Annotated in this window: 30 protein-coding genes; 12 read left to right on the top strand and 18 right to left on the bottom strand. The window is 66.8% G+C overall.

Translation table 11 applies throughout. The features are described 5' to 3' along the window. The first annotated feature begins 9 nt into the window (after window positions 1-9). Together P7D22_RS07905 and P7D22_RS07910 are read left to right on the top strand one after the other, a co-directional pair. Window positions 10-393, top strand: a complete 384-nt coding sequence (locus P7D22_RS07905) for a hypothetical protein (RefSeq protein WP_319933683.1) — start codon at window positions 10-12, stop codon at window positions 391-393. 115 nt (window positions 394-508) lie between these two features. Then, on the top strand, window positions 509-955 hold the full coding sequence (locus P7D22_RS07910; RefSeq protein WP_319933684.1) for a hypothetical protein: 447 nt from the start codon (window positions 509-511) through the stop codon (window positions 953-955). A gap of 71 nt (window positions 956-1,026) precedes the next feature. Here P7D22_RS07910 and P7D22_RS07915 read toward each other — a convergent pair whose 3' ends face one another. The 6 genes from P7D22_RS07915 to P7D22_RS07940 all read right to left on the bottom strand — a co-directional run bounded on the left by P7D22_RS07915 (window position 1,027) and on the right by P7D22_RS07940 (window position 6,452). Further along, complete coding sequence (locus tag P7D22_RS07915; protein ID WP_319933685.1) at window positions 1,027-1,425, bottom strand: hypothetical protein; 399 nt, start codon at window positions 1,423-1,425, stop codon at window positions 1,027-1,029. 92 nt (window positions 1,426-1,517) lie between these two features. Further along, window positions 1,518-2,537, bottom strand: coding sequence for a ketol-acid reductoisomerase (gene ilvC, locus P7D22_RS07920; protein ID WP_319933686.1), 1,020 nt, complete (start codon window positions 2,535-2,537; stop codon window positions 1,518-1,520). 99 nt (window positions 2,538-2,636) lie between these two features. Beyond that, a complete protein-coding gene (locus P7D22_RS07925) occupies window positions 2,637-3,230 on the bottom strand; it encodes a LysE family translocator (RefSeq protein WP_319933687.1) in 594 nt (197 codons plus the stop codon). Between the two features lie 106 nt (window positions 3,231-3,336). Further along, window positions 3,337-3,900 (bottom strand): acetolactate synthase small subunit, encoded by a 564-nt coding sequence (ilvN, locus tag P7D22_RS07930; RefSeq protein WP_319933688.1) that lies wholly within the window; start codon window positions 3,898-3,900, stop codon window positions 3,337-3,339. Beyond that, window positions 3,897-4,619 carry an aspartate/glutamate racemase family protein gene (locus tag P7D22_RS07935; RefSeq protein WP_319933689.1) on the bottom strand — a complete coding sequence of 241 codons (723 nt, stop codon included), beginning with the start codon at window positions 4,617-4,619 and terminating at the stop codon, window positions 3,897-3,899. The genes ilvN and P7D22_RS07935 overlap by 4 nt, the downstream gene beginning before the upstream one ends. A 57-nt stretch (window positions 4,620-4,676) precedes the next feature. Beyond that, window positions 4,677-6,452 (bottom strand): acetolactate synthase 3 large subunit, encoded by a 1,776-nt coding sequence (locus P7D22_RS07940; RefSeq protein ID WP_319933690.1) that lies wholly within the window; start codon window positions 6,450-6,452, stop codon window positions 4,677-4,679. A gap of 324 nt (window positions 6,453-6,776) precedes the next feature. Between P7D22_RS07940 and P7D22_RS07945 the strand changes: the two genes are divergently transcribed. From P7D22_RS07945 to P7D22_RS07955, 3 genes are all read left to right on the top strand, one after another. Next, complete coding sequence (locus P7D22_RS07945) at window positions 6,777-7,283, top strand: DUF4142 domain-containing protein (protein WP_319933691.1); 507 nt, start codon at window positions 6,777-6,779, stop codon at window positions 7,281-7,283. Window positions 7,284-7,480: 197 nt separating this feature from the next. Then, window positions 7,481-8,032 (top strand): DUF4142 domain-containing protein, encoded by a 552-nt coding sequence (locus tag P7D22_RS07950; protein WP_319933692.1) that lies wholly within the window; start codon window positions 7,481-7,483, stop codon window positions 8,030-8,032. Window positions 8,033-8,091: 59 nt separating this feature from the next. Then, window positions 8,092-8,544, top strand: a complete 453-nt coding sequence (locus P7D22_RS07955; protein WP_319933693.1) for a hypothetical protein — start codon at window positions 8,092-8,094, stop codon at window positions 8,542-8,544. Here the strand turns inward: P7D22_RS07955 and P7D22_RS07960 are convergent. Together P7D22_RS07960 and P7D22_RS07965 are read right to left on the bottom strand one after the other, a co-directional pair. Further along, window positions 8,525-9,178, bottom strand: a complete 654-nt coding sequence (locus P7D22_RS07960; protein WP_319933694.1) for a phosphatase PAP2 family protein — start codon at window positions 9,176-9,178, stop codon at window positions 8,525-8,527. The genes P7D22_RS07955 and P7D22_RS07960 overlap by 20 nt on opposite strands. A 1-nt stretch (window position 9,179) precedes the next feature. Continuing rightward, window positions 9,180-9,548 (bottom strand): response regulator, encoded by a 369-nt coding sequence (locus P7D22_RS07965; protein ID WP_319933695.1) that lies wholly within the window; start codon window positions 9,546-9,548, stop codon window positions 9,180-9,182. A gap of 175 nt (window positions 9,549-9,723) precedes the next feature. On the opposite strand from P7D22_RS07965, the gene P7D22_RS07970 reads away from it, so the two are divergent. Beyond that, window positions 9,724-9,939: a CsbD family protein gene (locus P7D22_RS07970; RefSeq protein ID WP_319933696.1), complete on the top strand. Its 216-nt coding sequence runs from the start codon at window positions 9,724-9,726 to the stop codon at window positions 9,937-9,939. Between the two features lie 61 nt (window positions 9,940-10,000). On the opposite strand, the gene P7D22_RS07975 is transcribed toward P7D22_RS07970, so the two are convergent. The 7 genes from P7D22_RS07975 to P7D22_RS08005 all read right to left on the bottom strand — a co-directional run bounded on the left by P7D22_RS07975 (window position 10,001) and on the right by P7D22_RS08005 (window position 14,583). Then, window positions 10,001-10,216 carry a DNA gyrase inhibitor YacG gene (locus P7D22_RS07975; protein WP_319933697.1) on the bottom strand — a complete coding sequence of 72 codons (216 nt, stop codon included), beginning with the start codon at window positions 10,214-10,216 and terminating at the stop codon, window positions 10,001-10,003. Next, window positions 10,209-10,838: a Maf family nucleotide pyrophosphatase gene (locus P7D22_RS07980; RefSeq protein WP_319933698.1), complete on the bottom strand. Its 630-nt coding sequence runs from the start codon at window positions 10,836-10,838 to the stop codon at window positions 10,209-10,211. The genes P7D22_RS07975 and P7D22_RS07980 overlap by 8 nt, the downstream gene beginning before the upstream one ends. 21 nt (window positions 10,839-10,859) lie before the next feature. Beyond that, window positions 10,860-11,078, bottom strand: coding sequence for a translation initiation factor IF-1 (infA, locus tag P7D22_RS07985; RefSeq protein ID WP_282586892.1), 219 nt, complete (start codon window positions 11,076-11,078; stop codon window positions 10,860-10,862). A gap of 169 nt (window positions 11,079-11,247) precedes the next feature. After that, entirely contained in the window at window positions 11,248-12,084 is an 837-nt protein-coding gene (locus P7D22_RS07990; RefSeq protein ID WP_319933699.1) for a CDP-alcohol phosphatidyltransferase family protein, read from the bottom strand. Then, window positions 12,081-13,358 carry an adenylate/guanylate cyclase domain-containing protein gene (locus P7D22_RS07995; protein ID WP_319933700.1) on the bottom strand — a complete coding sequence of 426 codons (1,278 nt, stop codon included), beginning with the start codon at window positions 13,356-13,358 and terminating at the stop codon, window positions 12,081-12,083. The genes P7D22_RS07990 and P7D22_RS07995 overlap by 4 nt, the downstream gene beginning before the upstream one ends. Before the next feature lie 7 nt (window positions 13,359-13,365). Then, window positions 13,366-14,064 carry a phosphatidylserine decarboxylase gene (locus P7D22_RS08000; protein ID WP_319933701.1) on the bottom strand — a complete coding sequence of 233 codons (699 nt, stop codon included), beginning with the start codon at window positions 14,062-14,064 and terminating at the stop codon, window positions 13,366-13,368. 207 nt (window positions 14,065-14,271) lie between these two features. Further along, window positions 14,272-14,583, bottom strand: coding sequence for a cupin domain-containing protein (locus P7D22_RS08005; protein ID WP_319933702.1), 312 nt, complete (start codon window positions 14,581-14,583; stop codon window positions 14,272-14,274). Between the two features lie 193 nt (window positions 14,584-14,776). On the opposite strand from P7D22_RS08005, the gene zwf reads away from it, so the two are divergent. Next, window positions 14,777-16,252, top strand: a complete 1,476-nt coding sequence (gene zwf, locus P7D22_RS08010; RefSeq protein WP_319933703.1) for a glucose-6-phosphate dehydrogenase — start codon at window positions 14,777-14,779, stop codon at window positions 16,250-16,252. 56 nt (window positions 16,253-16,308) lie between these two features. On the opposite strand, the gene P7D22_RS08015 is transcribed toward zwf, so the two are convergent. Next, window positions 16,309-16,500, bottom strand: a complete 192-nt coding sequence (locus P7D22_RS08015; protein ID WP_319933704.1) for a hypothetical protein — start codon at window positions 16,498-16,500, stop codon at window positions 16,309-16,311. A gap of 129 nt (window positions 16,501-16,629) precedes the next feature. Here P7D22_RS08015 and P7D22_RS08020 point away from each other — a divergent pair, with 129 nt between their 5' ends. The 4 genes from P7D22_RS08020 to P7D22_RS08035 all read left to right on the top strand — a co-directional run bounded on the left by P7D22_RS08020 (window position 16,630) and on the right by P7D22_RS08035 (window position 21,558). Further along, the gene (locus tag P7D22_RS08020; protein ID WP_319933705.1) at window positions 16,630-17,415 is read left to right on the top strand and encodes an SDR family oxidoreductase; all 786 of its coding nucleotides are present in this window, start codon (window positions 16,630-16,632) and stop codon (window positions 17,413-17,415) included. A gap of 83 nt (window positions 17,416-17,498) precedes the next feature. Then, a complete protein-coding gene (locus tag P7D22_RS08025; protein WP_442916050.1) occupies window positions 17,499-19,883 on the top strand; it encodes an ATP-dependent helicase in 2,385 nt (794 codons plus the stop codon). Between the two features lie 104 nt (window positions 19,884-19,987). Continuing rightward, entirely contained in the window at window positions 19,988-20,536 is a 549-nt protein-coding gene (locus tag P7D22_RS08030) for a BA14K family protein (protein WP_319933706.1), read from the top strand. A 257-nt stretch (window positions 20,537-20,793) separates the two neighbouring features. Beyond that, window positions 20,794-21,558 carry an SDR family oxidoreductase gene (locus P7D22_RS08035; protein ID WP_319933707.1) on the top strand — a complete coding sequence of 255 codons (765 nt, stop codon included), beginning with the start codon at window positions 20,794-20,796 and terminating at the stop codon, window positions 21,556-21,558. Window positions 21,559-21,592: 34 nt separating this feature from the next. Here the strand turns inward: P7D22_RS08035 and cysN are convergent, their stop codons facing one another. Next, entirely contained in the window at window positions 21,593-23,494 is a 1,902-nt protein-coding gene (gene cysN / locus P7D22_RS08040; RefSeq protein WP_319933708.1) for a sulfate adenylyltransferase subunit CysN, read from the bottom strand. Window position 23,495: 1 nt separating this feature from the next. Continuing rightward, window positions 23,496-24,404, bottom strand: coding sequence for a sulfate adenylyltransferase subunit CysD (cysD, locus tag P7D22_RS08045; RefSeq protein WP_319933709.1), 909 nt, complete (start codon window positions 24,402-24,404; stop codon window positions 23,496-23,498). A gap of 107 nt (window positions 24,405-24,511) precedes the next feature. Between cysD and P7D22_RS08050 the strand changes: the two genes are divergently transcribed. After that, on the top strand, window positions 24,512-25,579 hold the full coding sequence (locus tag P7D22_RS08050; protein ID WP_319933710.1) for a glycosyl transferase: 1,068 nt from the start codon (window positions 24,512-24,514) through the stop codon (window positions 25,577-25,579). Window positions 25,580-25,622 lie beyond the last annotated feature (43 nt).

Here is a 25,622-nt window from a genome sequence, read left to right on the forward strand (position 1 = left end):
ACCAGGACCATGGCGCAGGAACCCGCACCGGATTTGACGGCCAATTCGGCCGAATGGAACGGCTTGTTCGAACGCGTCGGCTCCGAACTGCGGACGCTGGCCGGCGCCGTCAACAATCTGCAGCAGTTTCTGACGCCGCTGGTGGAGGAGGTGGTGTCCCGCGACCCCTCCGCCATCACCCGGCTGCAGGATCTCGACCTGCTGGAACAATCGCTGCACGGCTTGTCGGACCTGATGTCCTGCCTCGATGCCTCGACGACGCTGACCGATGTCGGTGCCTTGTCGAGCGGGGTCAAGATGATCCGGCTGTCGGGATTGGCGGAGCGACTGTCCTCGGGCGGCAGCGCCCCGCAGGCGGACCCGGCCGCGCCCGCCGAGCTTGACCTGTTCTGAAGCGATGACGCCAGCCTCGGGACGGCTGCACGAGCAACGCGCCGGGCGCCCCGAAAGCTTTGCTCAACATCCTTGTGGCTAGATCGGTCGAAGCCAGGAACGCCGGCGCCTCGGGTTGAGTCGGCCCCTCGATACGGAGAACCAGACGGTGTTGTCGTCCGAAGCCCAGCGCCTGCATGCCTCAGATGCCAGCCGCGCCGCCAGCGCGGTTCATCTGGCGCAGGTGTTCGATCTTTACGTCGGCGGGCTGTCGCCGGCCCTGGCGGCCGCGTTGCGGCCGAGCGGCGGCGCCCCGCATGCGGCCGATGTCGTGATCGAGGGCATTCTCGAGGTGGCGGATCGCCGGAGCGGCGACGCCGTGGCGCGATACGACCTGCTGCGCCGCAGCGGCGGCGGCCCGCGCCATGATGCCGTGCTGGGCCACGCGCTGATCAAGGCTCTCGAGGCGGTGCTGGGTGCGGCCTTCGACGATGCGACGCGCCAGGCCTGGGCGGACAGCTATATCCGCCTTGTCGAAACCGTCATGGCGGCGCGACGCAACAGGATCGACTTCGTGGCCTGAAAAACCGCCATCGCGTCCGGGCCACACGGATGGCCCGGCGTTTGGCCGCTGATCGACCCCGCGAAGGGCGATCACGACGCGGGGTCGCGCTGTTCCTCGATCATGGTTTCGGTGGCCACGATGGCGCTTTCGAGATCGGCGATCTGCCGTAGCGCGCTATAGGTCGGCATGGCTTCCGCCTCGGCGGCCACCAACAACAGGCCGCGTTGCGCCTCCACCAGGCGCTTGCGCAAGGTCACAAGCTTTCGTTCCACACTCACACTGACCACCGGACGCTCCGCCACGTTGAATGGCATGTGACGTTGCGCGTGGGGCGGAGCGGCGATGACGCTCACCGGCCCCGTCGGCCGGAAGCTGACGCCAAAAGGCGTCTCCGGGGCGGGGCTCAAAACCATCTCACGCAACATCGTCACGACTGCAACATCGTCGAAATAGCATGGACCGGAGCGCGATGTCGCCGCGGAAAACATCGGCGGCCGGTTTTAACGTATTGTTAGTAAATGGTTGATGCAGAACAGCGGAGGAACGGGGCCACCAAGCTGGCGGCCCCGAGCGCAGGGATTTAGTTGCGGGCCTTGTCGACCATCTTGTTCTTGGAGATCCAGGGCATCATGGCGCGCAGCTTCTCGCCGACTTCCTCGATCTGGTGGCTGGCCGCCTTGGCGCGGGTTGCCTTGAAGGAGGTCTGGTTGACCTTGTTCTCGAGCATCCAGTCACGGGTGAACTTGCCCGACTGGATGTCGGTCAGCACACGCTTCATCTCGGCCTTGGTTTCGGGCGTCACGATGCGCGGGCCGGTGACATATTCGCCGTATTCGGCGGTGTTCGAGATCGAATAGTTCATGTTGGCGATGCCGCCCTCATAGATGAGGTCGACGATCAGCTTCACTTCGTGCAGGCACTCGAAATAGGCCATCTCGGGCGCGTAGCCGGCTTCCACCAGCGTCTCGAAGCCGGCGCGGATCAGTTCCACGAGGCCGCCGCACAGCACGGCCTGTTCGCCGAACAGGTCGGTCTCGCATTCTTCCTTGAAGGTCGTCTCGATGATGCCGGCGCGACCACCGCCGATGGCGGACGCGTAGCTGAGGCCGAGGTCATGCGCGTTGCCGGACGCGTCCTGCGCGATGGCGATCAGGCACGGCACGCCGCCGCCCTTCTGGTATTCGGACCGCACCGTGTGGCCGGGGCCCTTGGGGGCCACCATCAGCACGTCGATGTCGGCGCGCGGCTCGATCAGGTTGAAGTGAACGTTGAGGCCGTGGGCGAACAACAGTGCCGCGCCGGCCTTCATGTTGGGCGCGAGGTCGGTGCGGTAGATGTCGCCCTGCAGTTCGTCGGGCGTGAGCATCATCACGACATCGGCCCACTTGGCCGCATCGGCGACATTCATCACTTTCAAGCCTTCGCCTTCGGCCTTCTTGGCCGAGGGCGAACCCTCGCGCAGCGCCACGACCATATCCTTGACGCCTGAATCGCGCATGTTGAGCACATGGGCGTGGCCCTGGCTGCCGTAGCCGACCACCACGACCTTCTTGCCCTTGATGAGGTTCAGATCGGCATCCCGATCGTAGTAGACGCGCATGATCCTTCAGTCCTTTTGAACAACAGCCCGGAGCGGGAATGGGCTGCTTCTAGTGGTCACAGGTTGTCCCGGCAACCCGATTGGCATGCGAGGACGTCGTCAGTCCCTGAACACCGGATACAGCGAGGCGATCAGCAGCACCGCCATGGTGGTGTTGAAGATCGCAAGGTTGCGCGGGCGGCCGAGCCAGCGTTGCAGCGCCGCCCCGAACCCCACCCAGGCGCCGCTGCAGGGCGCCGTCACGGCCGCGAAGACGGCGGCGATGAGGCACACGCTGAGCGCGTAGCGGTCGGGGTCCGTGTAGGTCGTGCAGGCCGTGACGGCCATGATCCAAGCTTTCGGGTTCACCCATTGAAAGGCGGCTGCCTGCAAGAAGGTGAGGGGGCGCGCTTGGGCGGCCGCGCCTTTGATCGGGCCCGACCGCGCGATCTTCCAGGCGAGCCAGATCAGATAGGCGGCCCCGAGCCATTTCAGCGCCACCAGCAGCGCCGGCGCCCGCACGAACACCTCGGCGAGTCCGAGCCCTACCAGCAACGTCATCACGGCGAAGCCGAGGTCGACGCCGAGGAAGTGCGGCAGCGTGCGCCGCACCCCGAAATTCAGGCCCGACGTCATCAGCATGATGTTGTTGGGGCCCGGCGTGCCGGAGCTGACGAGGGCGAAGAGCAGGAGCGCTGGAAGGAGGGACAGCATGGTGGGCTTCGGGACGGAGGGCGCGACCGCGAGGGCATCGGGATACCCGGTCAGGTGCCGGCCATCCCCGGACATGGTTCGGGGACGGCCACGGTGACGGGCGGGGCTAGATGGTGTCCGGCCCGCGCGAAATGGCGGCCACGCCGGTGCGCGACACCTCGACGAGGCCGAGCGGCCGCATCAGCTCGACATATTGATCGATCTTCGAAGGGGCGCCGGTCAGCTCGAAGACGAAGCTTTCCGTGGTGGCGTCGATCACCCGGGCCCGGAAGGCGTCGCCCAGGCGCAAGGCCTCGGCCCGGTGTTCGCCCGTGCCGCGCACCTTGATCATGGCCAATTCGCGTTGGATGAAAGGCTTCTCGATCGTCAGGTCGTTGACCTTGTGGACCGGCACCAGCCGCTCGAGCTGGTGGCGGATCTGGGTGATGGCCTCGGGCGTGCCGGAGGTCACGATGGTGATGCGGCTGAGGTGCTCGGCATGCGCCACCTCGGCGACCGTCAGGCTCTCGATGTTGTAGCCGCGGCCGGAAAACATCCCCACCACCCGGGCCAGGACGCCGGGCTCGTTGTCGACCAGCACCGACAGGGTGTGGGTTTCGGTGTTGGAGGTGACGAGCGCCGACGAATAAGGCGACGGCGGCTGCTGCGGGGCGGGGGTCGGGGCGTTCATGCGGCTTGGCTCGTGGCGTTCGAGGGGGAAAGGGCGAAATCGAGCAGTGCCGCACAATGCAGCGCCGTGGTGTCGAGAACCGGCAGGGTCGTGTCGTCCTGGCTGAACAGCAGGCCGATCTCGGTGCAGCCGAAGACGAGGCTGTCACAGCCGTGCCGGGCCTGGGCATCCGCCACCATGGCCAGCACGGCCGCCTTGGAGCCGGGTTTGCACACCCCCAGGCATAGCTCGTCGAAGATGATGGCGTGCAGCCGGTCGCGCGCCGCCTCATCGGGGACCACCACCTGCTGGGCAAAGCGATCCTTGAGGTGATCGCGGTAGAAGTTCTGTTCCATCGTGGTGCGAGTGGCGAGCAACAGCGGCCGTCGTAGCTCCTGGCTTTGCAGGGCCTGCCCGGTCACGTCGCGGATGTCCACGAAGGGCAGGGCGGTCGAGGATGCGAGCGGCGCCGCAAGCTTGTGCATGGTGTTGGTGCAGAGCGCCGCGGCGTCGGCACCCGCGGCTTCGAGGCGCCGGGCCGCCGCCACCAGCGTTGCCTCGACCTGGTCCCAGCGATCCGCCGCCATAGCAGCCGCGAGCGGCGCGAAGTCGAGCGACAGTAGCACCAGCGATGCCGAGGCCAGTCCGCCGCGGCGGGTGCGCACGCCCTCGTTGAGCAGGCGGTAATACACCGCCGTCGATTCCCAGGACGTGCCGCCGATGAGGCCGATGGTCTTCATGATCCTTCTCAAGTTGATCCTTCTCCCACTCGCGTGGGAGAAAGTGGAAAGGGCGGACTAAACCAGCAGCTTGCCCTTTTCGTCGATGACGCTGCCGAGGTCCGGGCCGCCCCAGTCGTCGATGCCTTCGGGCAGCAGCATCTCGTTATGGGCCTTGCCTGACGGGATCATCGGGAAGCAGTTCTCGTTCTTCTCGACCACGCAATCGAAGATCACCGGACCGGGGGTGTCGATCATGCGCCGGATGGCGTCGTCGAGCCCTGCGGGATCGTCGCAGCGGATGCCCGTGCCGCCATAGGCTTCGGCCAACTTGACGAAGTCCGGCAGCGCTTCCGAGTAGGATTCCGAATAGCGGCCCCCGTGCAGCAGCTCCTGCCATTGGCGCACCATGCCCATGTAGCTGTTGTTGAGGATGAACACCTTCACGGGCAGCCGGTATTGCAGCGCGGTCGACATTTCCTGCATGTTCATCAGGATCGAGGCTTCGCCCGCGATATCGATCACCAGTGCGTCCGGATGCGCCATCTGGACGCCAACCGCGGCCGGCAGGCCGTAGCCCATGGTGCCGAGGCCGCCGGAGGTCATCCAGCGGTTCGGCTCCTCGAAGCCGTAATGCTGGGCCGCCCACATCTGATGCTGGCCGACCTCCGTGGTGATGTAGGTTTCGCGGTCCTTGGTCAGCTCGTACAGGCGACGGATGGCGTGCTGCGGCCGGATCGTGGTGGTGGAGGGGCCATAAGCGAGCGAGCGCCTGGCGCGCCAGCCGTCGATGGCCCGCCACCAATCGTCGAGCGCCGCAGGATCAACCGCGCCCGGCGTCGCCTTCCAGGCCTCCACCATGTCGCCGAGCACGGACGCGCAATCGCCCACGATGCCGAGGTCGACCTTGACGACCTTGTTGATCGACGAGGGGTCGATGTCGATGTGGACCTTGGTCGAGCCGGGCGAGAAGGCGTCGAGACGTCCCGTGATGCGGTCGTCGAAGCGCGCCCCGACGGCGATCATCAGGTCGCAATCGTGCATGACATGGTTGGCCTCGTAGGTGCCGTGCATGCCCAGCATGCCGAGCCAGTTCGGGCCCGAGGCCGGGTAGCTGCCGAGGCCCATCAGGGTCGAGGTGACCGGAAAGTTCGTCAGCGCGACCAGCTCGCGCAGCAAGGCCGAAGCCTTCGGGCCCGCGTTGATGACGCCGCCGCCCGTGTAGAAGACGGGCTTGCGGGCCGACTTCATCATGGCGATCAGCTGGGCCACCTTGCCGGCGTCGGCCTTGGTCTTTGGCCGATAGGTCTTGTGCCCGACTTCGGCGACGTTCTCATATGCCCCGGTGGCGAATTGCACGTCCTTCGGGATGTCGATGACGACCGGGCCGGGCCGGCCGCTCCTCGCCACGTAGAAGGCCTCGTGCATGATGCGCGGCAGGTCCTCGACCTTGCGGACCAGATAATTGTGCTTGGTGCAGGAGCGCGTGATGCCGGTGGTGTCGGCTTCCTGGAAGGCGTCGGAGCCGATCAGGTGGGTTGGCACCTGGCCGGTGATGCAGACCAGCGGGATCGAGTCGAGCAGCGCATCCGTCAGCGCCGTGACGACGTTGGTGGCGCCGGGGCCGGAGGTGACCAGCAGCACACCGACCTTGCCGGTCGAGCGGGCATAGCCCTCCGCCGCATGGCCGGCGCCCTGCTCGTGCCGGACCAGGACGTGACGGACGGCGTTCTGCTGGAACAACGCGTCGTAGATCGGCAGGACGGCACCGCCCGGGTAGCCAAACACGGTGTCGACGTCCTGATCCTTCAGGGCCGTGACGACCATTTCGGCGCCCGTCATCTGCTGTGCCATTGGTGCTGCTCCCTTGGAGATGGTGTGATCGCGGCGGAATTTCAGGCAATAAAAAAGGCCCTCGAGGGGCCTATGGGTCGCGTCAGTTCGTGGGCGCTTCGGGAGCTAATCCCGGCCCAGGCCTGACGCGAATCGTACGAGAATGCGGATCATCGGATGCCAAATTCCAAACTGGTGGCAGGCTGGGTAGCATCGGGTCGCGGGAGTGTCAACGGCGGTGCGATCCACTGCTGCTTCTGATGCTATAGCGGTTCGATCTCATGCTTGCTGTGGGAACTTGTGCCACGGCCCTCGATTGTCGCAAGGTCGCCAAGGAGAGTTCCGATGACACGTGCTGTTCCCGCCACCCTCGCCCTGTTGCTGGCCGCGCTGCCCTTTACGGCCCAGGCAGCCGATCGGGTTTCGGATGCGGACAAGGCCTTTGTGGCCATGGTCAGCCAGGGTGGCATGTTCGAGGTGGCGCTCGGCACTGTAGCGGCTCAGCAAGGATCGACGCAGGACATCAAGGACCAGGGCACCACGGAAGCGCACGACCATGCGCTCGTGGGCGACACGCTCAAATCCATCACGGCGGCCGCGAAGCTGGATGTCGCCGTCGATCTCGATGCCGCCTTTACCAAGAAGCTCGATGCTTTGAAGGCGCTGTCGGGCCCGGCTTTTGACAAAGCCTATCTTCTGGCCATGGAAGATATCCATGCCAAGGACGGCGCTGCCTTCGCAAAGGAGGCCAAGGGCGGTTCGGACCAGGCACTTCGGGCCTTCGCGTCCGAGACGCATCGCATCGTCGAGCGCCACATCGGGGAGCTGAAGGCGATCGGCCCTGTCCAATAAGCGTCACGGCTGAGCCCATCGGGCGGCGGCACGCCCCTAGGCCGACGTTTTGGCCCGGATTGTTTCACTCTGGCGCAATCCGGGCGGACATGAGGCATTGTCGCGGCGCCGAGCCTTTGTGGGAACCCAGGCTGCCGAGACGGATTGGGTGAGCATGCCGGCCCCATCGACGGCCGCCACCATCAAGGTCTTCTACCATGCGTTTTCCTGCCCTGGCCGCCGGCCTTCTGCTTTGCGTCTCGAGCGCCGCCATCGCGGCCCCGGACATGAGCTCCCTCGAGGCGTCGCCGATGCCGCGACCCTCGTCTCCCCTGGTCCAGGCCTTTGTGCAGAATGCCGGCATCGGCAATCAGTTCGAAATGACGACGTCGCAGATGGCCTTGGAAAGAAGTCAGGATCCCGCTGTTCGGCACTTCGCTCAGACGATGCTGAACGATCATCACAAGGCCGAACTGGCGCTCGACCGCGCCGCGGCCCCGACGGGAGTGGCCACCCACTTCATGTTCGACAAAGCGCATCAGGCGAAGCTCGACGAACTCGACGCGCTGTCTGGCCAGGGCTTCGACGACGCGTTCTGGGTGTTGCAGCGAGCCGCTCATGCCGAGGCCGTCGCGGGGATCGGCGATTATGCGATGAGCGGCAGCGACCCGGCCCTGGTGGTGTGGGCGCGCCAGACGCTGCCGGTGGTGCTCGGCCACCAGCGGATGATCGCCGACATGACCGGCACGTCGGCGGTGGCGCTGCAGTAACCCTATAAACATCGGGGTCGGCCAAAGCGGTCGGCCCCTTGTGGCTACGGAGGTCCGGCATGGTTTCGAGGATCATGGCGATCGTGGCCGGGCTGACGCTCGGCAGTGCTGCCGCCGTTGCTCAATCGAGCCCGCATCAGGATGCGCTGATCTCGTCCTATTTCTCGATCTGGGATCAGGATGGCAACGTGACGCCTGACAACGTGGCCAAGCTTTATGCGCCGCGCTTGATCTACTACGGGCATGCGATGACGCGAGAGGCGCTGCTCAACGACAAGCGGGCCTTTATCCGCCGCTGGCCTGATCGGCGCTACGGCGTCGAGCCAGGGTCGGCGGCGAAAAGCTGCGATGCCACACAGGACCACTGCCGCTTGTCGGCCACATTGGTTTGGCGCACGCGCGGCTCTGGCCGTGAGCGCATGGGGCGCTCGCGCGTGACCCTGGACCTCGCTCGCAGCGACGGCTTCTTGAAGATCGTGCGCGAAGGCGCCGTCACGCTTGGGCGCGAGTGATCGGCCCGTAGAGCCGCCAAGCCAACCAGGCGCAGAACAGCCCGGCCAGCCAGCCGCCGACCACATCGGTCGGCCAATGCACGCCAAGATAAACCCGACTGGCACCCACAAGCCCGGTGCCGACAGCCGCCATGACGAAAGCGAACCGTCGCAACGCCAAGGGTGCGCAGGTGGTCGCCACCAGGGCCGCCAGGGTGAAGAAGGCCGTCGCCGACATCATGGCATGAGAGCTTGGGAAGCTGGTGGTGAAGACCAGCGGCGCGTCCGGAATGAGCCTGGGCCGGGCCCTGTGGACCAACAGCTTCAGGATGCCGTTGCCCATCAGGGCCGTGACGCAGGCCATGGCCAGGGTGCCGGCACGACGCTTGTGACCCAGGCACAGCATCGCGCCGCAGGCGGTGACGACGAGCAGCCCGATCACCCCGTTGCTGCCGAGCGCCGTAAAATCCCGGCCGGTTTCGAGCATCCATGCGGGCCCGAGCGAAACAGCGGGTTGGCCCGGCAACCGCAAAGCCAGGATCAGGCGTGGGTCGAGGCCGTCCGGTCCATCCTCGAAGAAACCGATGTCGAGCCCGAACAGCCCGAGCAGGATCAACCCGGGCCACAGGGTTCCCAGGAGGCGGGCGGACTTCACCTCAGTGGCGAACCGCGGCGCCGCGCACGAATCCCAGCACGTCGGCTGGCAGCCATGGCTTGGGGATGAAGCGCACCCGCGAGGGAAGGTCGTCGGGCACCTCTTCGTGAAAGCCGGAGGTGACCAGCACCGCAATATGGGGCCACGCGGTCGTCACCGTGCTGGCGAGGTCGAATCCGCTCGCCGAGCCCAGCATCTCGACATCCGTGAAGATCGCCGCGACTTCGTTCGTGTAGTCCCACACATAGGCCAGCGCATCATCGGCGCATTCGAATTCCGCGACATCGAAGCCGGCTTCCTCGAACAACAGCGTGGCATCCATGCGAAGCATGGGATCATCTTCGACCACCAGAACCTTCCCGTGCAGCATGACGATCTCCCGGATGCCGGCTGGACGATCAGTTCGGCAGGGCCGATCCGACTTGGGAGCGATATGGGGCCAAGGTCGGGGCCGTCCAGTGAGGATCGTGGACTGATCGTGGGGAACCTTCGGTCGCGGGTCGAATTGTCCCAGCGAGAGCATGGTGCTCGCAAGGAGATCCGCTATGAGCAGCACGGGCGACAAGATTTCGGGCGTGGCCAACCAGGCAATCGGCAAGGTCAAGCAGGGCATCGGCGAAGCAACCGGCTCCGAGAAGCTCCAGGCCGAAGGGCATGCGCAGGAAGTCCAAGGCCAGGCTCAGAAGGCTGTCGGCGACACCAAGGCCGCTGTGAAGAACACGGCCGACAAGGTGGCTGACGCTGCCGATCGCAAGCTCTGATCAACACACTCTAAGTTTTTAGACATGAAAGCCGGTCCCTCGCGGGGCTGGCTTTCATCGTTCAATCGTTGCGATGGTCGCCCGAACCGGCATCGTCATTGTCGTCCGGCTCGTCTTCGGTAGAGGCCCGGTAGCGTCCGACGATCCAGCGATGCAGGTCGACATCGGCGCAGCGCTTCGAGCAAAAGGGCTTTGAGTCGGGATCGGCCGCGCGCTGGCAGATCGGGCATCGGCCGGCGGGCTTGGGTGGCCCGCTTCCCGCTTGATCCTCAGGCATCGGCCAGTCCGGATTGCATCAGCGGAAACCCTTCACCGTCGAGAAGGGCCGCGGTCTCGTGCAGCGGCAAGCCGACGACGCCCGTATAGGACCCGACGAGGCGCGCCACGAACATCGCCGCGAGTCCCTGGATCGCATAGCCGCCCGCCTTGCCGCGCCATTCGTCGCTGGCGATGTAGCGCTCCATTTCGCGGCCGGATAGGCGCTTGAAGCGTAGGCGCGACTCGACGAGCCGCTCGCGCCGCTTGCCCGACGGGGTGATCATCGCCACGCCGGTGAAGACCCGGTGGGCGCGGCCGGACAACAACCCGAGGCAATGCGCGACGTCGTCGCGGATCTCGCATTTCGGCAGCACGCGCCGCCCGACCGCCACGACCGTATCGGCCGCGATGATGAAGCTCCCCTCGAGCTCAGGCCGCCGCGACACGATGGCCTGAGCCGCCACCGCCTTTTCCGAAGCCAGGCGCGCCGCGAGCGCCCGGGGGGCCTCGTTGCGTTCTGGCGTTTCGTCGAGGTCCGTCGGGATCAGGGCAATCGGCTCGATGCCGATCTGTTGCAGCAAGGCGAGCCGACGCGGCGACGCGGATGCGAGAACGAGCCGGGGGAGGGCAACGGCGGCCATGGCGAGGCGCGCGAGGCCGGCCTACTTGAACCGATAGGTGATGCGACCCTTGGTCAGATCATAGGGCGTCATCTCGACCAGCACCTTGTCGCCGGTGAGCACGCGAATGCGGTTCTTGCGCATCTTGCCGGCCGTGTGGGCCGTGATTTCGTGTTCATTCTCGAGCTTGACGCGGAACATGGCGTTGGGCAGCAGTTCCGTCACCGTACCCGGGAATTCGAGCAGTTCTTCCTTGGCCATATCGTCCATCTGGTGGGCGCCTTGGCGGGGCGCCGCAGGCGGATGTTCTGTTTGTGCGGCGGACCCTAGTCGAGCCCGCGCGATTTGTGAACAGATGATGCACCCTTCGGTGCGTCGCAAGGTTTGGGCAGGCCGGCCCCCGGTCTCGGTGCCCGGTGGCGCCGAAGGGTCAATCGGTCGGAGTGGGGGCGACGGCGCCTTGCTGATAGGCACGGTAGCGCATGACGCTCCATGGGATGCAGCACAGGTAGGCCACGCTCAACAACGCCAGCATCTCGGTCGTGAAGGTGGCGAGCAATAACAGCAGCGTCACGACGCCGAACAACACCACGACGACATTCTCGCGCGGCACCCGCCCGAGGGTCTTGGCCGAGAAATGCGGGATGCGGCTCACCATCAGGCCGGCCACGATCAACAGGTAGACGATCTGCACCACCACCCAGGGGCGGCTGTTCTGGATGTCCAGCACCGAGAAGTGGAGATAGAGCGGCAGCATGCCCACCACGGCGCCAGCGGGCGCCGGCATGCCGGTGAAGAAATTCGAGGTCCAGGCCGGCTTGTCGGGATCGTCGAGCGCCACGTTGAACCGCGCCAGCCGCAGCGCGCAGGCGACCGCGAACACCAGGGCCGCGAACCAGCCGAAGCTCTTGATCGACGACAGCGACCAGAAATACAGCGTCAGGGCCGGTGCGACGCCGAAATCGACGAAATCGGCGAGGCTGTCGAGCTCCGCCCCGAACCGGGTGGTGCCCTGCAGGGCGCGAGCGATGCGCCCGTCGAGCCCGTCGAAGATGGCGGCCGCAATGATGGTCAGCACGGCCAGTTCGAAGCGGCCCTCGACCGCGAAGCGAATCGCCGTCAGCCCCAGGCAGAGCGCCACCAGCGTGATGAGGTTCGGCAGGATGAAGCGCACCGGCACCTTGCGGAACCGGCGCAAACGCGGTGGCGACCCGCCATCGAGCCGCGACCCCAGGCCTTGCAGGTCGTCGAGATCCGGGTCGCTCATCGAGACTCCTCAAAAGGGCGGAACACGGCCACGGGCGTCGAGAAGCCCCGCACCGTGAAGGCACCGATCGGCTCGGCTTCGAGCCCGAGCTTGCGCACAAACGTGGATGACATCAGCAGCGGCTCGGCCAAGCGGGCATTCAGGCCGCCGATGCGGCTCGCGAGACCGACGTCGCGCCCGATCACCGTGAAGTCGAGCCGCATGCCGGAGCCGACATTGCCGTAGGCGGCCTCGCCGAAATGCAGCGCGATGCCGAGCGCGACGGGGCGGCGGCCGGGGCGCCCGGCGTTGAAGGTCTCTACATTGGCGAGGCCATCCCGCGCGGCCGCGAGCGCCCGTCGGGTGGCATCCTCGGCGCCGTCGCCGCCATCCCGGAAGATCGCCAGCAGCCCGTCACCCATATATTTCAGCACTTCGCCGCGGCGCGTCTCGATGGGCGGCACGAGGCAATCGAAGACGCTGTTGAACAGCCCCACCGCCTCCACGGCGCTGATCTCGGCCGTGTGGCCCGTCGAGTCGCGCATGTCGGCGAACAGGATCGCCGACCGGATGGTGGTGACCTGTCCTCGCTTGACGTTGCCGTTGAGGATGGCGCGGTGGGGCTCGTCGCCCACATAGGTGCGCAGCAGGCGGTCGAGCATCAGCCGGGTGATGCGGGTGTTGATGAGCGCCCCGAGAACAGGTGCGATCAAGGCCAGCACGATCCGGCTCGCGTCGCAAAACCCCTGCGGCTCCTTGGTGGCGACCGTCAGCCACGTCGAGATGCCGACAGGCGCGCCCAATTCCATGCAGATATAGTGAAGGTAGCCGTCCTGCTTCAGCTCCGGCACGATGCCGAAACGATCGTCGGGTGTTTCGGGGAGCCACAGGTCAACCCAGTGGCCGGTCTCGCTCGCCTCGCGAAAGGGGCTGTTGGTGTAATCCGGGTCGTCGGCCTGGGACCGCACATAAACGGTGTCGCTGAGGCCCTGGCCGCGAACCCAGGTTCGGCCGAGCGCGTCCGCGTCCGCGGTCGCAATGGTGCTCGAAGTGCGATAGCGGTCGACCGGCACGCCCAGGGCCCACAACCGGTCGCAGATTTCCCCGATCAGCACCGCGGGGTCGGTGGCGCCGGGCGTCACCCGGAGCAGCCAGTCGATGGCCCCCATGGTGTCGCGCCGCAGCTTGTCGTCCAGCAGGACGAAGAGCTCGGACGAAGGCAGCGCCTCGAGGTCGGGCCTGGGCCTGACGGCCTCGTGCTCCGCCTCCAGGGCTGATTCGCGCCAGCCGGACATGGATGATCTAGCCGGCCTTGAAGCTGCGGGCCGGTTCCGAGGCGCGGATGTCGGCCAGCACGGTTTCGCCCGCGATGGCCTTCGAGCCCTGACCGACCAGCACCCGCACGCCTTCGGGCAGGAACACGTCGACCCGCGAGCCGAAGCGGATCAGGCCGAAACGGTCGCCGACCCCCAGGGTTTCGCCTTCGCGGGTGAAGCTGACGATGCGGCGGGCCAGGAGGCCGGCGATCTGCACCACGCCGATGCGGCCCGAGGCGGTGTCGATGACGAGGCCGGCGCGCTCGTTGTCGTCGCTCGCCTTGTCGAGGTCGGCATTGACGAAGGTGCCGGCCCGGTAGCTCATCTTGGTGATGCGGCCCGACATCGGGGCTCGGTTCACATGGCAGTCGAAGACGCTCATGAACACCGAAACGCGCTGCAGCGGTCGATCACCCAAGCCGAGCTCGGGCGGCGGGACGAAGAACCCGATCGACGAAATGACGCCGTCGGCCGGCGAAACCACGAGCCCCTCCCGCATCGGCGTGATGCGGGCCGGGTCACGGAAGAAGTAGACGCACCACGCCGTCATGATGCCGGCGACCCAGCCGAGCGGCGACCACAGCCACTGCAACACCAGGGTCGCCACCGCGAAAGCCGCGATAAACACATATCCTTCGGGATGCACCGGCACGACCTGCCGCCGGATGCTCGCTACAATGGACATCACCGAAACCTATTCGTCGCGACGGATCGCGTGCTTGCCCGTTCCAAGACACGGCGCGCCATGCCCGTGCCTTGGGGACCGGGCGCGCCTGAACCCCGGGAGGTCCGTCTTGTGACATTCTTTACCCTTGAAGTCACCCCGGACGCGTCGTCTTGGCGACGGCCGTCCGAGGTCGGCGATCCGGTGCCTGATGAACGCCCGGTCGGCTCAGGCCGGCGGGGCCACGGCCTCGACGGCTGAAAAGCGCTCGATGATGCGGTAGGTGTGGGTGGCGCCCGCCGGCACCAGCCAGGAATCGCCGGCTTTCAGCTCCACCATCTCGCCCGCGATCTCGAGCGCCGCCCGGCCCGACAAGGCGTAACCGACGACCTCGTAATCGTGGCGACGTGGGGTCTTGTCGTCGGTCGGCTCCTCGTCGCGCCAAAGCCGCAGCGAAACGCGGGCGCCCGCCGCGAGCGGGATGCTGCCATCGGCGGCTGGGGTGGCGTCGGCGGCGTTGATGGTCACGAGCTTGGGCATGGGATATCTCCAGTGTCGCCGCGACAACGCCGGAACCCGGGGCGTCGCCTTGCGACCTGCGGCCGCAAGGTCCCGGCCAGAATCCGACAAGCTGCCCTTAACCTTGCCGCTACCGCCCTATGTTATGTGCGGGTGACAAGGCCACGGACCGGTGTTGGTTTGGCGGCCGCGAACCCGCAGGGGCTTGGCCGACATGCAGCAAGGACGTTTGAGGACGACCCGCGGGGTGGGGCCCGGCTATCCGCAGATCGTCGTGCTGGTGGGCGCCACGGGCGACCTCGCACGCCGCAAGCTGTTGCCGGGGCTGTTCCACCTGTCGCAATCCGGCTTCATCCCGGGCTGCCGCATCATCGGCGTATCGCTCGACCAGCTCGATGCCGAGGGGTTCCGGGCGGCCGCCAAGGGCGCGCTCGACCAGTTCTCCACCCGCAAGGTGGACCCGGCCGACTGGGCCGCTTTCGCGGACAGCCTCGATTATGTGCCGCTCGGTGCCGGACCTGGCGCCCTGAAGGCGGCCGTGGAGCGGGCGGAACACTCCTTCGAGGGTGAAAGCCGCATCATCCATTATCTCAGCGTGCCGCCCGAGGCTGCGATGCCGGCCGTGCGGATGCTGGCCGAAGCCGGCATCGCGGAAGGCACCCGCATCATCATGGAGAAGCCGTTCGGCGTCGATCTCGCCAGCGCTGTGCTGCTGAACGACAAGCTGCACGAGGTGTTCCCCGAAGACCGCATCTTCCGCATCGACCATTTCCTCGGCAAGGAACCGGCCCAGAACATCCTGGCGTTCCGCTTCGCCAACGGCCTGTTCGAGCCGATCTGGAACCGCAACTTCATCGATCACGTGCAGATCGACGTGCCGGAAACGCTCGGCCTCAACCAGCGGGCCCGCTTCTACGAGCAGACCGGCGCCTATCGCGACATGGTGGTGACCCACCTGTTCCAGATCCTCGGCTTCATGGCCATGGAGCCGCCGACCTCGCTCGAGCCGATGCCGATCTCGGAGGAAAAGAACAAGGTGTTCCGCTCCATGAAGCCGATCGATCCGGCCGACGTGGTGCGGGGGCAATATGTCGGCTACCGGCAAGAAGAGGGCGTCGACCCGGAATCCGAAACCGAAACCTTTATCGCGCTGAAGTGCTGGATCGACAATTGGCGCTGGGCCGGCGTGCCGTTTTTCCTGCGCACCGGCAAGCGCTTGGCCGAAGGGCAGCGCATCATCTCAATCGCGTTCCGCGAACCGCCGAAAAGCATGTTCCCGGCCGGCTCCGGCGTGGGAGCCCAGGGGCCCGACCACCTGACCTTCGACCTTGCCGACGCCTCAAAAATGTCGCTGTCGTTCTACGGCAAGCGGCCGGGGCCCGGCATGCGGCTCGACAAGCTCAGCCTGCAATTCGCCATGAACGACACGGGCCTCGTGGGCGAGGTGCTGGAAGCCTATGAACGCCTGATCCTCGACGCCATGCGGGGCGACCACACGCTGTTCACCACTGCGGACGGCATCGAGCGGCTGTGGGAAGTCTCGGTGCCACTGTTGGAAGCGCCGCCGCCCGTACGTCTTTATCAGCCGGGCTCCTGGGGCCCGAAGTCGATCCATCAGCTTGTGGCGCCGCATGCCTGGCGGCTGCCCTTCGAGCGCGCTTGGCGGGGTAGCAAGACCACGCCGGGCTGAGCATGCTTCCGAGGCCAGCCGCGTTCGCAGCTGCTCAGCGACGTCAGCCTTTCACTTCAAAGCGACTGATTGTCGGTCAGCGGCAGGTCGCTTGCCTCGGGCGTGTCTCGGTGCTCGCCGCCGGCGAGTTTGGCGATCTCGGCAAGGGTCGTCTGGAGCGGGCCCGGCAGGTCGGACTGGGCCATGGCTTCGCGGGCCAGGGCGGCGATGCGGCTGAGAACTGCGGCGGGATCGGTGGCCGATGACATGACAGCCTCCTTGGGTATGGGACGGCAATGCCGGTAGTGGGCTGCGGTTCCCGGTAGTCAGCGGGTTCGCGGTTGCGCCGCCCTCGATCTCGTCCTTCAACGGTTTCGCGGCGAGCGATGGAGGACAGAATGGATCTCGGACTGGTGAACAAGCGGGCCCTGGTGGTGGGCGCCAGCCAGGGGCTCGGCAAGGCCATCGCGCTGGCGCTGCTGGCCGAAGGCACGACCGTGTGGCTCGCCGCCCGCTCCCGTAGCAAGATCGAAGCCTGGTGCGCCGCATTGCCGGCCGACATGGCGGCACGGGTCACGATCCACGATCTCGACCTCGCCGACGGGGCCAGCGTCGATCGCCTGGCCGACGCCGTGCTGGCCGGGGGCGGCGCCGACATCCTGGTCAACAATTGCGGCGGCCCGGCCCCTGGCGGCGTGCTGGACACCGCGGCCGAGACCTGGACCAAGGCCTTCACCAGCATGGCGGCGTCGGTGTTCCACCTGACCGACCGCCTCGTGCGGCCGATGACCGAGCGTGGGTGGGGCCGCGTCATCACGATCGGCTCTTCCGGGATCGAGCAGCCGATCCCCAGTCTTGCGGTGTCGAATGCCATCCGCGGCAGCGTCGCCGGCTGGTCGAAGAGCCTTGCGGCCGAAGTGGCGGGCCAGGGCGTCACGGTCAATATGGTGCTGCCGGGCCGGGTCGCGACCGAGCGGGTCGACAGTCTCGACCAGAACCGCGCCAGCCGCGGCAGCCTCGCCATCGAGGAGGTGCGCCGCCAGCATCGCGCCGAAATCCCGGCCGGGCGCTACGGCACCCCGGAAGAATTTGCGGCCGTGGTGACTTTCCTGGCCGGAGTCCCGGCCGGCTACGTGACGGGCAGCATGATCCGGGTGGATGGCGGGCTGATCCGCAGCCTGTGAGCCGTGCCGCCCGGCTGCGAGCGGGCGGCATTCTCATTTTGTTCTTGTCCCCTCCGGTCTTATTTGCGACCCAGGCGGCGGCGATGTTGGTCGCCGTCGCCCGGAGTCCGATCGTCGTGTCCCAAGCCCCCGCAGCGCCCGCCGCACCCCGCCCCGGCGGCTTGGCCGAGCGTGCCCGCGCCAAGGGGCCGTCCGGCGGCTTCGCGCCGATCTATCTCGATGGCCTGAACCCCGAGCAGCGCCGTGCCGTCGAGGCGATGGACGGCGCCGTGCTGGTGCTGGCCGGCGCCGGCACCGGCAAGACCCGGGTGTTGACCACCCGCATCGCCCACATCATCGCCACCGGCCGCGCCCGCACCCACGAGATCCTGGCCGTCACCTTCACCAACAAGGCGGCGCGCGAGATGAAGGAGCGCATCGCGGTCCTGGTCGGACCGTCGGGCGAAGGCATGCCGTGGCTCGGCACCTTTCACGCCATCTCGACCAAGATCCTGCGTCGCCATGCCGAGCTCGTCGGCCTGAAATCGTCCTTCACGATCCTCGACACCGACGACCAGATCCGCCTGATGAAGCAGGTGCTGAGTGCCGAGGACGTCGACGACAAGCGCTGGCCGGCGCGGGGGCTCGCAAACCTCATCGACAGCTGGAAGAACCGCGGCCTCGAGCCGAAGGCCGTGCCGGCCGGCGAGGCCATGGCCTTTGCCAACGGCAAGGGCGGGGTGCTCTACGCCGCCTATCAGGCGCGGTTGAAGACCCTCAATGCCGCCGATTTCGGCGACCTGCTGCTCGAAACCCTGCGGCTGTTCCGCGAAAACCCGGACGTGCTGGCGCAATACCAGGGCCGCTTCAAATATATGCTGGTCGACGAATACCAGGACACCAACGTGGTGCAGTATCTGTGGCTACGCATGCTGGCGCTCGGCGGCCACAACGTGTGCTGCGTCGGCGACGACGACCAGTCGATCTATGGCTGGCGCGGTGCCGAGGTCGACAACATCCTGCGGTTCGAGCACGATTTTCCTGGCGCCACGGTGGTGCGGCTCGAGCGCAACTACCGCTCGACCGGACATATCCTGGCGGCCGCCGCCCACCTGATCGCGCATAACGACGACCGGCTCGGCAAGACACTGTTCACCGATGACGCCATGGGCGAGATGCCGACCGTCACGGGCGTGTGGGATTCGGAGGAAGAAGCGCGCCTCGTCGGCGACGAGATCGAAAGCCTGCAGAAGAAGGGGCAATCGCTCGACGAGGTGGCGATCCTGGTCAGGGCCTCGTTCCAGATGCGTGAGTTCGAAGAGCGCTTCATTACGCTCGGGCTGCCCTACCGGGTCATCGGCGGCCCACGCTTTTATGAGCGGCTCGAGATCCGCGACGCGCTCGCCTATCTGCGCTGCGTCGCGCAACCGGCCGACGACCTCGCCTTCGAACGGATCTTCAACCAGCCGAAGCGCGGCTTGGGCGATTCCACCCTGCAGGTGATCCACAATACCGCACGGGCGGCCGGCATCCCGTTGATGCAGGCGGCGCGGCAGCTCGTCGAGACCGACGAGCTGAAACCGAAGCAGCGCGGCACCATTCGCGCCTTGATGGCGGATTTCGCCCGCTGGGCCGGGCTGGTCGGCACGGTGCCGGCGTCGCAGCTGGCCGAAACGGTGCTGGAAGAATCCGGCTACACCGACATGTGGAGCAAGGACAAGACCGCCGAAGCCGCCGGCCGGCTCGAGAACCTGAAGGAATTCGTGCGCTCCACCGAGGAATTCCCGGATCTCGCGGCCTTTCTCGAGCACGTGTCGCTGGTGATGGAAGCCTCCGAGGCCGACACGGGCCCAAAGGTGTCCATCATGACGCTGCACGGCGCCAAGGGGCTCGAGTTCGAAACCGTGTTCCTGCCGGGCTGGGAGGAAGGGCTGTTCCCGCACCAGCGCTCGCTCGACGACAACGGTCGCGCCGGCCTCGAGGAGGAGCGCCGCCTCGCCTATGTGGGCCTGACCCGGGCCAAGCGACGGGCGAAGCTCTACTTCGCCACCAACCGCCGCATCCATGGCCTATGGCAGTCCACCATCCCGTCCCGCTTCGTCGACGAGCTGCCGGAAGCCCATGTGGAGGTGACCGAGGCCGCCCAGGCCAAGCGCTACGGCGGCTATGGGGCCTCGCGCTTCGACCGGCCGGATGCCTTTGCGTCCTCCTATTCGACGCCGGGCTGGCAGCGGGCCCAGCAGGGCGGCACCGCGCGCGCCAAGGACTTTGCCGAGAACCGCGGGCCTTTGCGCAAGGAAGGCCGGCTGATCGAGGGCGAGCTGGTGGCGAGCTCCACCAACGCGTCCGGCCACGCCAAGGGAGCACGGGTGTTCCATCAGAAGTTTGGCCCCGGGACGGTGGAACTCGTGGATGGCAACAAGTTGACGGTCGCCTTCGACAAGGCAGGTCGCAAGATGGTGCTGGAGAGTTTCGTCCAGCCGGCATGACCTTACGATAGCAACGGCGTAGAAGGTGAATTCTTAGTCATGCTTGGAGACGGGCCGCAACTTGCGTCCGTCCTCACCGTTGCCTCGCTATAGGAGTGCAACACATGAAACAATCTTCGTGGGTCGCGGCCCTGGTTGGCACGGCGATGCTGGCCACGAGCGTCCCGGCTTCCGCTCAGGTGGTCCGGTTCGACCGGTCGTTGGTGCAAACCGCCTCGCCGCTGACGGAGGTGCAGTTCCGCGGCGGTGGCCGTCGCTTCCATGGCGGCGGCTTCGGTCATCGCGGCTTTGGCCGTGGCGGCTATTATCGCGGTGGGCGTGGCGGACGCGGTGCTGCGATCGGGGCCGGCATCGCAGGATTGGCGGCGGGCGCGCTGATCGGCGGTGCCCTGGCGTCCGGCCCAGCCTACGGCGGCGGCTACGGCTATGGCGGCGGGTATGGTTATAACGGCGGCTACGGATACGGTGGCGGCTATGGTGCGCCGGGCTATGCGGTCGCACCCGGCTACGCAGTCGATCCCGGTTACGGTTATGCGGCAGCCCCGGCGCAGGTCGGTGATGCGTCGGGCTATTGCGCCCAGCGCTTCAAGTCGTATGACCCTGGGAGCGGCACCTACCTCGGTTATGATGGCCAGCGCCATCCCTGCCCATAACAACAAGCGCCAGGCCTTGAGCCTGGCGCCTCCTATTTCGCAGCTTCGTGACGGCAGGCTTGCGTTGCGGGTTTGGCAAGGGCTGGCAACCGACCCTGCAGGCGCTCAACAGTAGGCTGCTGCGGAACGTCCAGAACCTTTCGGGCTGATCGAGTGTCGCCGGATTCAATCTCTCCGAATCACGGGCCGCAGAAGGCAGCCCCGAGGCGTGTATTCTTGATGTAAGCAAAGGTCTCTCACACCGAGGGACCTTGGCTATGAAGCAGAGCCGCAACACCATCCTGATCACCGGCGGCGGCAGTGGCATCGGCGCCGCGCTGGCGCATCGGTTCCATGATGCCGGCAACGCCGTCATCGTTACCGGGCGTCGGCGCGAGGCGCTCGACGCCGTCTGCGCCGGTCGGCCGAACATGAGGGCCTACACGCTCGACATCGCGGATCCGAAAGCCATCGCGGCTTTTGCGAAGACAGTCATCGCCGATCATCCGGCGCTCAATGTGCTGGTCAACAACGCCGGCATCATGCGCTTCGAGGGGCTCGATCGGGCGCGCGACCTCACGGATGCCGAGGACACCATCGTCACGAACCTGCTCGGCCCCATCCGCATGATCGACGCGTTGATCGATCATCTGGGCGCGCAGGCCGACGCGGCGGTGGTCAACGTCACCTCCGGCCTCGCCTTTGTGCCGCTTGTGCCGACCCCGACCTACTCGGCCACCAAGGCGGCGCTTCATTCCTACACCGTGTCGATGCGCGACGCGCTGAAGGGTAAAGTGGAGGTGATCGAGTTGGCACCGCCGGCCGTGCAGACGGACCTGACCCCGGGCCAGTCGACGCGCGCCGGCTACCTGCCGCTGAGCGACTTCATCGACGAGGTGATGGCGCTTTTCGCCCGGCAGCCGACCCCGCCCGAAATCCTGGTCGAACGCGTCGGCTTCCTGCGCTTCGCCGAGCGGGACAACCGCTTCGACGCGACGCTCGAACAGCTGAACGCGATGGCCCGCAAGGCCCGGGAAGGCTGAAGCCCGGGAAGGCGATCGAAGCCGGGTGAGGGGATCAGATCCCCTCGCCCTCGCGCAGCGACCACCAGGCGGTGCCGAAGATGCCGCGCTCTTCGAGCAGCGACACCACGGCATCGGCCATCTGCTCCGGCGTGGCGCCCCGCGTTTCGAGCAGCAGATCCGGCTTTGCCGGGCGCTCGTAGGGCTGGCTGATGCCGGTAAAATTCTTGATCTCGCCCGCCAGTGCCCGTTGGTAAAGGCCCTTGGGGTCGCGGGCGATGCAATCCTCGAGCGGCGTGTCGACGAAGACCTCGATGAACTCCCCGTCGGCCACGAGGCTGCGCACCATCGCGCGCTCGGCCTCGAAGGGCGAGATGAAGCTGCACAGCACCACGAGGCCGGCCTCCGTCATCAGCTTCGCCACCTCGCCCACACGGCGGACGTTCTCGACCCGATCGGCGTCGGTGAAGCCGAGGTTCTTGTTGAGGCCGTGCCGGACGTTGTCGCCGTCGAGCAGCGTCGTGTGCACGCCGGACGCATGCAGCCGGCTTTCCACGATGTTGGCGATGGTCGACTTGCCCGAGCCCGACAGGCCGGTGAACCACACGATGGCCGGATGCTGGTGCTTGAGGATGGCGCGCGACGCGCGCGTGACGCTCTGGTCGTGGTGGTGGACGTTGGTGGCACGCCGCAGCGGATAATCGACGAGGCCGGCGGCCGCGGTGGCGTTGGTCATCCGGTCGATCAGGATAAAGGCGCCGGTGTCGGGGTTCTCCCGGTAGGGGTCGAAGGCCACCGGCGTCGAGGCCGCGAGGGAGCAAAGGCCGATCTCGTTCAGCCCCAGCGTCTTTACGGCGCCGGTTTCCTCCAGCGTGTTGACGTCGATGCGATGCTTGATGGCCGTCACGGTCACCGGCACGGCCCGCGTCGCGAGCTTCATCAGGTAGGAGCGGCCGGGCAGCAGCCGCTCGTCCGACATCCAGATCAGTTGCGCCGCGAACTGGTCGGCCACCGTCGGCCGGGCCTGCGGATGCGCCAGCATGTCGCCACGGGTGATGTCGATCTCGTCGCTGAGCGTCAGCGTCACGGCGTCGCCGGCTGCCGCTCGCTCGAGGTCGCCTGACGGGCCGACCACGCGGGCCACCGTGGTGGTCTTGCCGGAATTGGCCACCACGACCGCGTCGCCCCGGGCGACCGTGCCGCTGGCGATCGTGCCCGCATAGCCGCGGAAATCGAGGTTGGGGCGGTTGACCCATTGCACCGGGAAGCGCAGCGGCTTGTCGGCCTTGTGGTCCGACACGTCGACGTCTTCCAGCGCCTGCAGCAGCGGACCGCCCGTGAACCAGGGCATGTTGCGGCTCGGCTCCGACACGTTGTCGCCGAAGCGGGCCGACAACGGGATCGGCGTGATGGACTTGAACCCGAGTTCGGCCGCGAAAGCCTCGAAGTCGCGCGTGATCGCCGTGAACACCGCTTCGTCGTAGCCCATCAGGTCGATCTTGTTCACCGCCAGGATGACGTGGCGGATGCCGAGCAGCGACACGATGAAGGCATGCCGCCGCGTTTGCGTCAGCAGCCCTTTTCGCGCGTCGACCAGCAGGATCGCGAGATCGGCATTCGAGGCGCCGGTCGCCATGTTGCGGGTATATTGTTCGTGGCCGGGCGTGTCGGCCACGATGAAGGAGCGGCGCGGCGTCGAAAAATACCGGTAGGCGACATCGATGGTGATGCCCTGCTGGCGCTCGGCCTCGAGCCCATCGACCAGCAGCGCGAAGTCGATGTCCTCGCCCACCGTGCCGTGCTTGCGGGAATCGCGTTCGAGGGCGCTGAGCTGGTCGTCGAAGATGCCGTTTTGTTCGAACAACAGGCGGCCGATCAGGGTCGACTTGCCGTCGTCGACCGAACCGCAGGTGAGGAAGCGCAGGGTGGGCCGCTCGGCCGGGACGGGCGCGTTCATCTCAGAAATACCCCTCGCGCTTCTTCTTCTCCATCGACCCCGACTCGTCGGCATCGATCAATCGTCCTTGCCGCTCGGAGGTGCGGGAGCTGCGCATTTCCGCGATGATGGCATCGAGGGTCGCGGCTTCGCTCGGCACGGCGCCGGTCAGCGGATAGCAGCCGAGCGTGCGGAAGCGGACCATCTCGTTGCGCGGTACCTCGCCCGGGTTCAAGGGCAGCCGCTCGTCGTCCACCATGATCAGCGTGCCGCCGCGCTCGACCACCGGCCGGCGCGCCGCGAAATACAACGGCACCACGGGGATGTCCTCGGCCCGGATGTAGTCCCACACGTCGTGCTCGGTCCAGTTCGAGATGGGGAACACCCGCATCGACTCGCCCGCCCGGATGCGGGTGTTGAACAGGTGCCACAACTCGGGCCGCTGGTTGCGCGGGTCCCAGGCATGGGTTTCGGACCGGTGCGAAAAGATGCGCTCCTTGGCGCGGCTCTTTTCCTCGTCGCGCCGGGCGCCGCCGAAAGCCGCGTCGAACTTGTAAAGATCCATCGCCTGCCGCAGGCTCTCGGTCTTCATCACCTGGGTATGGACGCTCGATCCCGACGCGATCGGGTTGATGCCTTTCGCCACGCCCTCGTGGTTGATGTGAACGATGAGATCCATGCCGGCGCGCTTCGCCGCCTCGTCCCGAAAGGCGATCATCTCCTTGAACTTCCACGTCGTATCGACGTGCATCAGCGGAAACGGCGGCTTCGACGGAAAGAAGGCCTTGCCGGCCAGATGGAGCAGAACGCTCGAATCCTTGCCGACGCTGTAGAGCATCACCGGGTTCGCATATTCGGCCGCGACCTCCCGCATGATATGGATCGCCTCCGCTTCGAGGCGGTGCAGGTGGGGGGTAAGGGGTTGAGGCAAGGCAAATCCCGGGCGTTGTGGCCCGCGGTTCTAGCCGCGCGGGGGTCATGCGGCAACGGGCCTCGGAGGTGGGCCGAGACCCGCCTCGATCACCAGGGTGGGAACGCTTGAGCCAAATCGCAATCCCTTTCTCGTCATGGCTGGTGCTGGGGCCGGCCCTGCTGTGCGGTGCCGCGGCGCTGACGGCCGGCTTGATCGTCCTGCTGCGCCCTTGGCTCGCGCGCTATGCGCTGGCACGGCCGAGCGCCCGCGGCCTGCACAGCGTGCCGACCCCGCAGGGCGGCGGCATCGCGGTGCTGGTCGCGACCGCGCTCGCGGCCGGCATCGGGGCGCAATGCACGGCGCTGCTGCCGGGCGATGCCACCCGGCTCGGCGCCGTGCTGGCCGCCGCCGCGGTGCTGGCGGTGCTCGGCCTGATCGACGACATCCGGCCGCTGCCGGCGCTGCCGCGCCTCGTGGTGCAGCTCGCCTGCATGGCGGTCGGCGTCTGGATGCTGCCCGAAGGAACGCGGCTGTTCGGCATCATGCCGCTCGGCCTCGAACGCGCGCTGCTGGTGCTGGCGGGCGCCTGGTTCATCAACCTGACCAACTTCATGGACGGGATGGACTGGCTCACGGTGGCCGAACTCGTGCCGATCTCGTGCGGGCTGGCGATGTTCTGGGCCACCGGCCTGCTGCCGGTGGTGCCGGGGCTGCTGGCCTTGGGCCTCTTGGGCGGTCTCGCGGGCTATGCGCCCTTTAACAAGCCGCCGGCGCGTCTTTTCCTTGGCGACGTCGGCTCGCTGCCGCTCGGCTTCCTGACCGCCTATGGGCTTTTCGCGCTCGGCGGCAGTTCGGCGGCGGGTGGCGGCGCGCTGGCGGGGGCCATCATCCTTCCGCTTTACTATATCGCCGACAGCGGCCTGACGCTTGTTGGGCGTCTGCGCCGCCGCGAGGCCGTGTGGACGCCGCACCGCAGCCACTTCTACCAGGTGGCGGCGCAGCGCGACGGCGTGTGGTCGGTGCTGGGCCGGGTCGGCGTCACCAACGCGGTGCTGCTTTGGCTCGGCATCGTGTCGGTCGTTTCCGGCTTCGCGGCGCTCGGCGTGGCGGCCCTTGCAATGGCGGTCGCGGTGGTGGCGTTCCTGCTGCTGACCTTGTCGGGCCGGGGCCGTGACGCGTCCGCTGGCCCCTGAGATTACCAGCGCCGCAAGGGCCGTCCCGCCACGGACGGGCAAT

Source organism: Lichenihabitans sp. Uapishka_5 (assembly GCF_033947565.1).
GTDB lineage: Bacteria > Pseudomonadota > Alphaproteobacteria > Rhizobiales > Beijerinckiaceae > Lichenihabitans.

What these genes read in the sequence shown, in the direction of transcription:
- P7D22_RS07915 (WP_319933685.1), bottom strand. Translation starts at nt 1,425, where the DNA reads ATGTTTTCCGCGGCGACATCGCGCTCCGGTCCATGCTATTTCGACGAT.
- P7D22_RS08025 (WP_442916050.1), top strand. Translation starts at nt 17,499, where the DNA reads ATGTTGGTCGCCGTCGCCCGGAGTCCGATCGTCGTGTCCCAAGCCCCC.
- P7D22_RS07945 (WP_319933691.1), top strand. Translation starts at nt 6,777, where the DNA reads ATGACACGTGCTGTTCCCGCCACCCTCGCCCTGTTGCTGGCCGCGCTG.
- P7D22_RS07975 (WP_319933697.1), bottom strand. Translation starts at nt 10,216, where the DNA reads ATGCCTGAGGATCAAGCGGGAAGCGGGCCACCCAAGCCCGCCGGCCGA.
- P7D22_RS08035 (WP_319933707.1), top strand. Translation starts at nt 20,794, where the DNA reads ATGAAGCAGAGCCGCAACACCATCCTGATCACCGGCGGCGGCAGTGGC.
- P7D22_RS08000 (WP_319933701.1), bottom strand. Translation starts at nt 14,064, where the DNA reads ATGTCCATTGTAGCGAGCATCCGGCGGCAGGTCGTGCCGGTGCATCCC.
- P7D22_RS07950 (WP_319933692.1), top strand. Translation starts at nt 7,481, where the DNA reads ATGCGTTTTCCTGCCCTGGCCGCCGGCCTTCTGCTTTGCGTCTCGAGC.
- P7D22_RS08015 (WP_319933704.1), bottom strand. Translation starts at nt 16,500, where the DNA reads ATGTCATCGGCCACCGATCCCGCCGCAGTTCTCAGCCGCATCGCCGCC.
- P7D22_RS07990 (WP_319933699.1), bottom strand. Translation starts at nt 12,084, where the DNA reads ATGAGCGACCCGGATCTCGACGACCTGCAAGGCCTGGGGTCGCGGCTC.
- P7D22_RS07940 (WP_319933690.1), bottom strand. Translation starts at nt 6,452, where the DNA reads ATGGCACAGCAGATGACGGGCGCCGAAATGGTCGTCACGGCCCTGAAG.
- P7D22_RS08005 (WP_319933702.1), bottom strand. Translation starts at nt 14,583, where the DNA reads ATGCCCAAGCTCGTGACCATCAACGCCGCCGACGCCACCCCAGCCGCC.
- ilvC (WP_319933686.1), bottom strand. Translation starts at nt 2,537, where the DNA reads ATGCGCGTCTACTACGATCGGGATGCCGATCTGAACCTCATCAAGGGC.
- ilvN (WP_319933688.1), bottom strand. Translation starts at nt 3,900, where the DNA reads ATGAACGCCCCGACCCCCGCCCCGCAGCAGCCGCCGTCGCCTTATTCG.
- P7D22_RS07965 (WP_319933695.1), bottom strand. Translation starts at nt 9,548, where the DNA reads ATGCTGCACGGGAAGGTTCTGGTGGTCGAAGATGATCCCATGCTTCGC.
- P7D22_RS07955 (WP_319933693.1), top strand. Translation starts at nt 8,092, where the DNA reads ATGGTTTCGAGGATCATGGCGATCGTGGCCGGGCTGACGCTCGGCAGT.
- P7D22_RS07905 (WP_319933683.1), top strand. Translation starts at nt 10, where the DNA reads ATGGCGCAGGAACCCGCACCGGATTTGACGGCCAATTCGGCCGAATGG.
- P7D22_RS07935 (WP_319933689.1), bottom strand. Translation starts at nt 4,619, where the DNA reads ATGAAGACCATCGGCCTCATCGGCGGCACGTCCTGGGAATCGACGGCG.
- P7D22_RS07980 (WP_319933698.1), bottom strand. Translation starts at nt 10,838, where the DNA reads ATGGCCGCCGTTGCCCTCCCCCGGCTCGTTCTCGCATCCGCGTCGCCG.
- P7D22_RS07925 (WP_319933687.1), bottom strand. Translation starts at nt 3,230, where the DNA reads ATGCTGTCCCTCCTTCCAGCGCTCCTGCTCTTCGCCCTCGTCAGCTCC.
- cysN (WP_319933708.1), bottom strand. Translation starts at nt 23,494, where the DNA reads ATGAACGCGCCCGTCCCGGCCGAGCGGCCCACCCTGCGCTTCCTCACC.
- P7D22_RS07970 (WP_319933696.1), top strand. Translation starts at nt 9,724, where the DNA reads ATGAGCAGCACGGGCGACAAGATTTCGGGCGTGGCCAACCAGGCAATC.
- P7D22_RS08030 (WP_319933706.1), top strand. Translation starts at nt 19,988, where the DNA reads ATGAAACAATCTTCGTGGGTCGCGGCCCTGGTTGGCACGGCGATGCTG.
- P7D22_RS07995 (WP_319933700.1), bottom strand. Translation starts at nt 13,358, where the DNA reads ATGTCCGGCTGGCGCGAATCAGCCCTGGAGGCGGAGCACGAGGCCGTC.
- infA (WP_282586892.1), bottom strand. Translation starts at nt 11,078, where the DNA reads ATGGCCAAGGAAGAACTGCTCGAATTCCCGGGTACGGTGACGGAACTG.
- zwf (WP_319933703.1), top strand. Translation starts at nt 14,777, where the DNA reads ATGCAGCAAGGACGTTTGAGGACGACCCGCGGGGTGGGGCCCGGCTAT.
- P7D22_RS08020 (WP_319933705.1), top strand. Translation starts at nt 16,630, where the DNA reads ATGGATCTCGGACTGGTGAACAAGCGGGCCCTGGTGGTGGGCGCCAGC.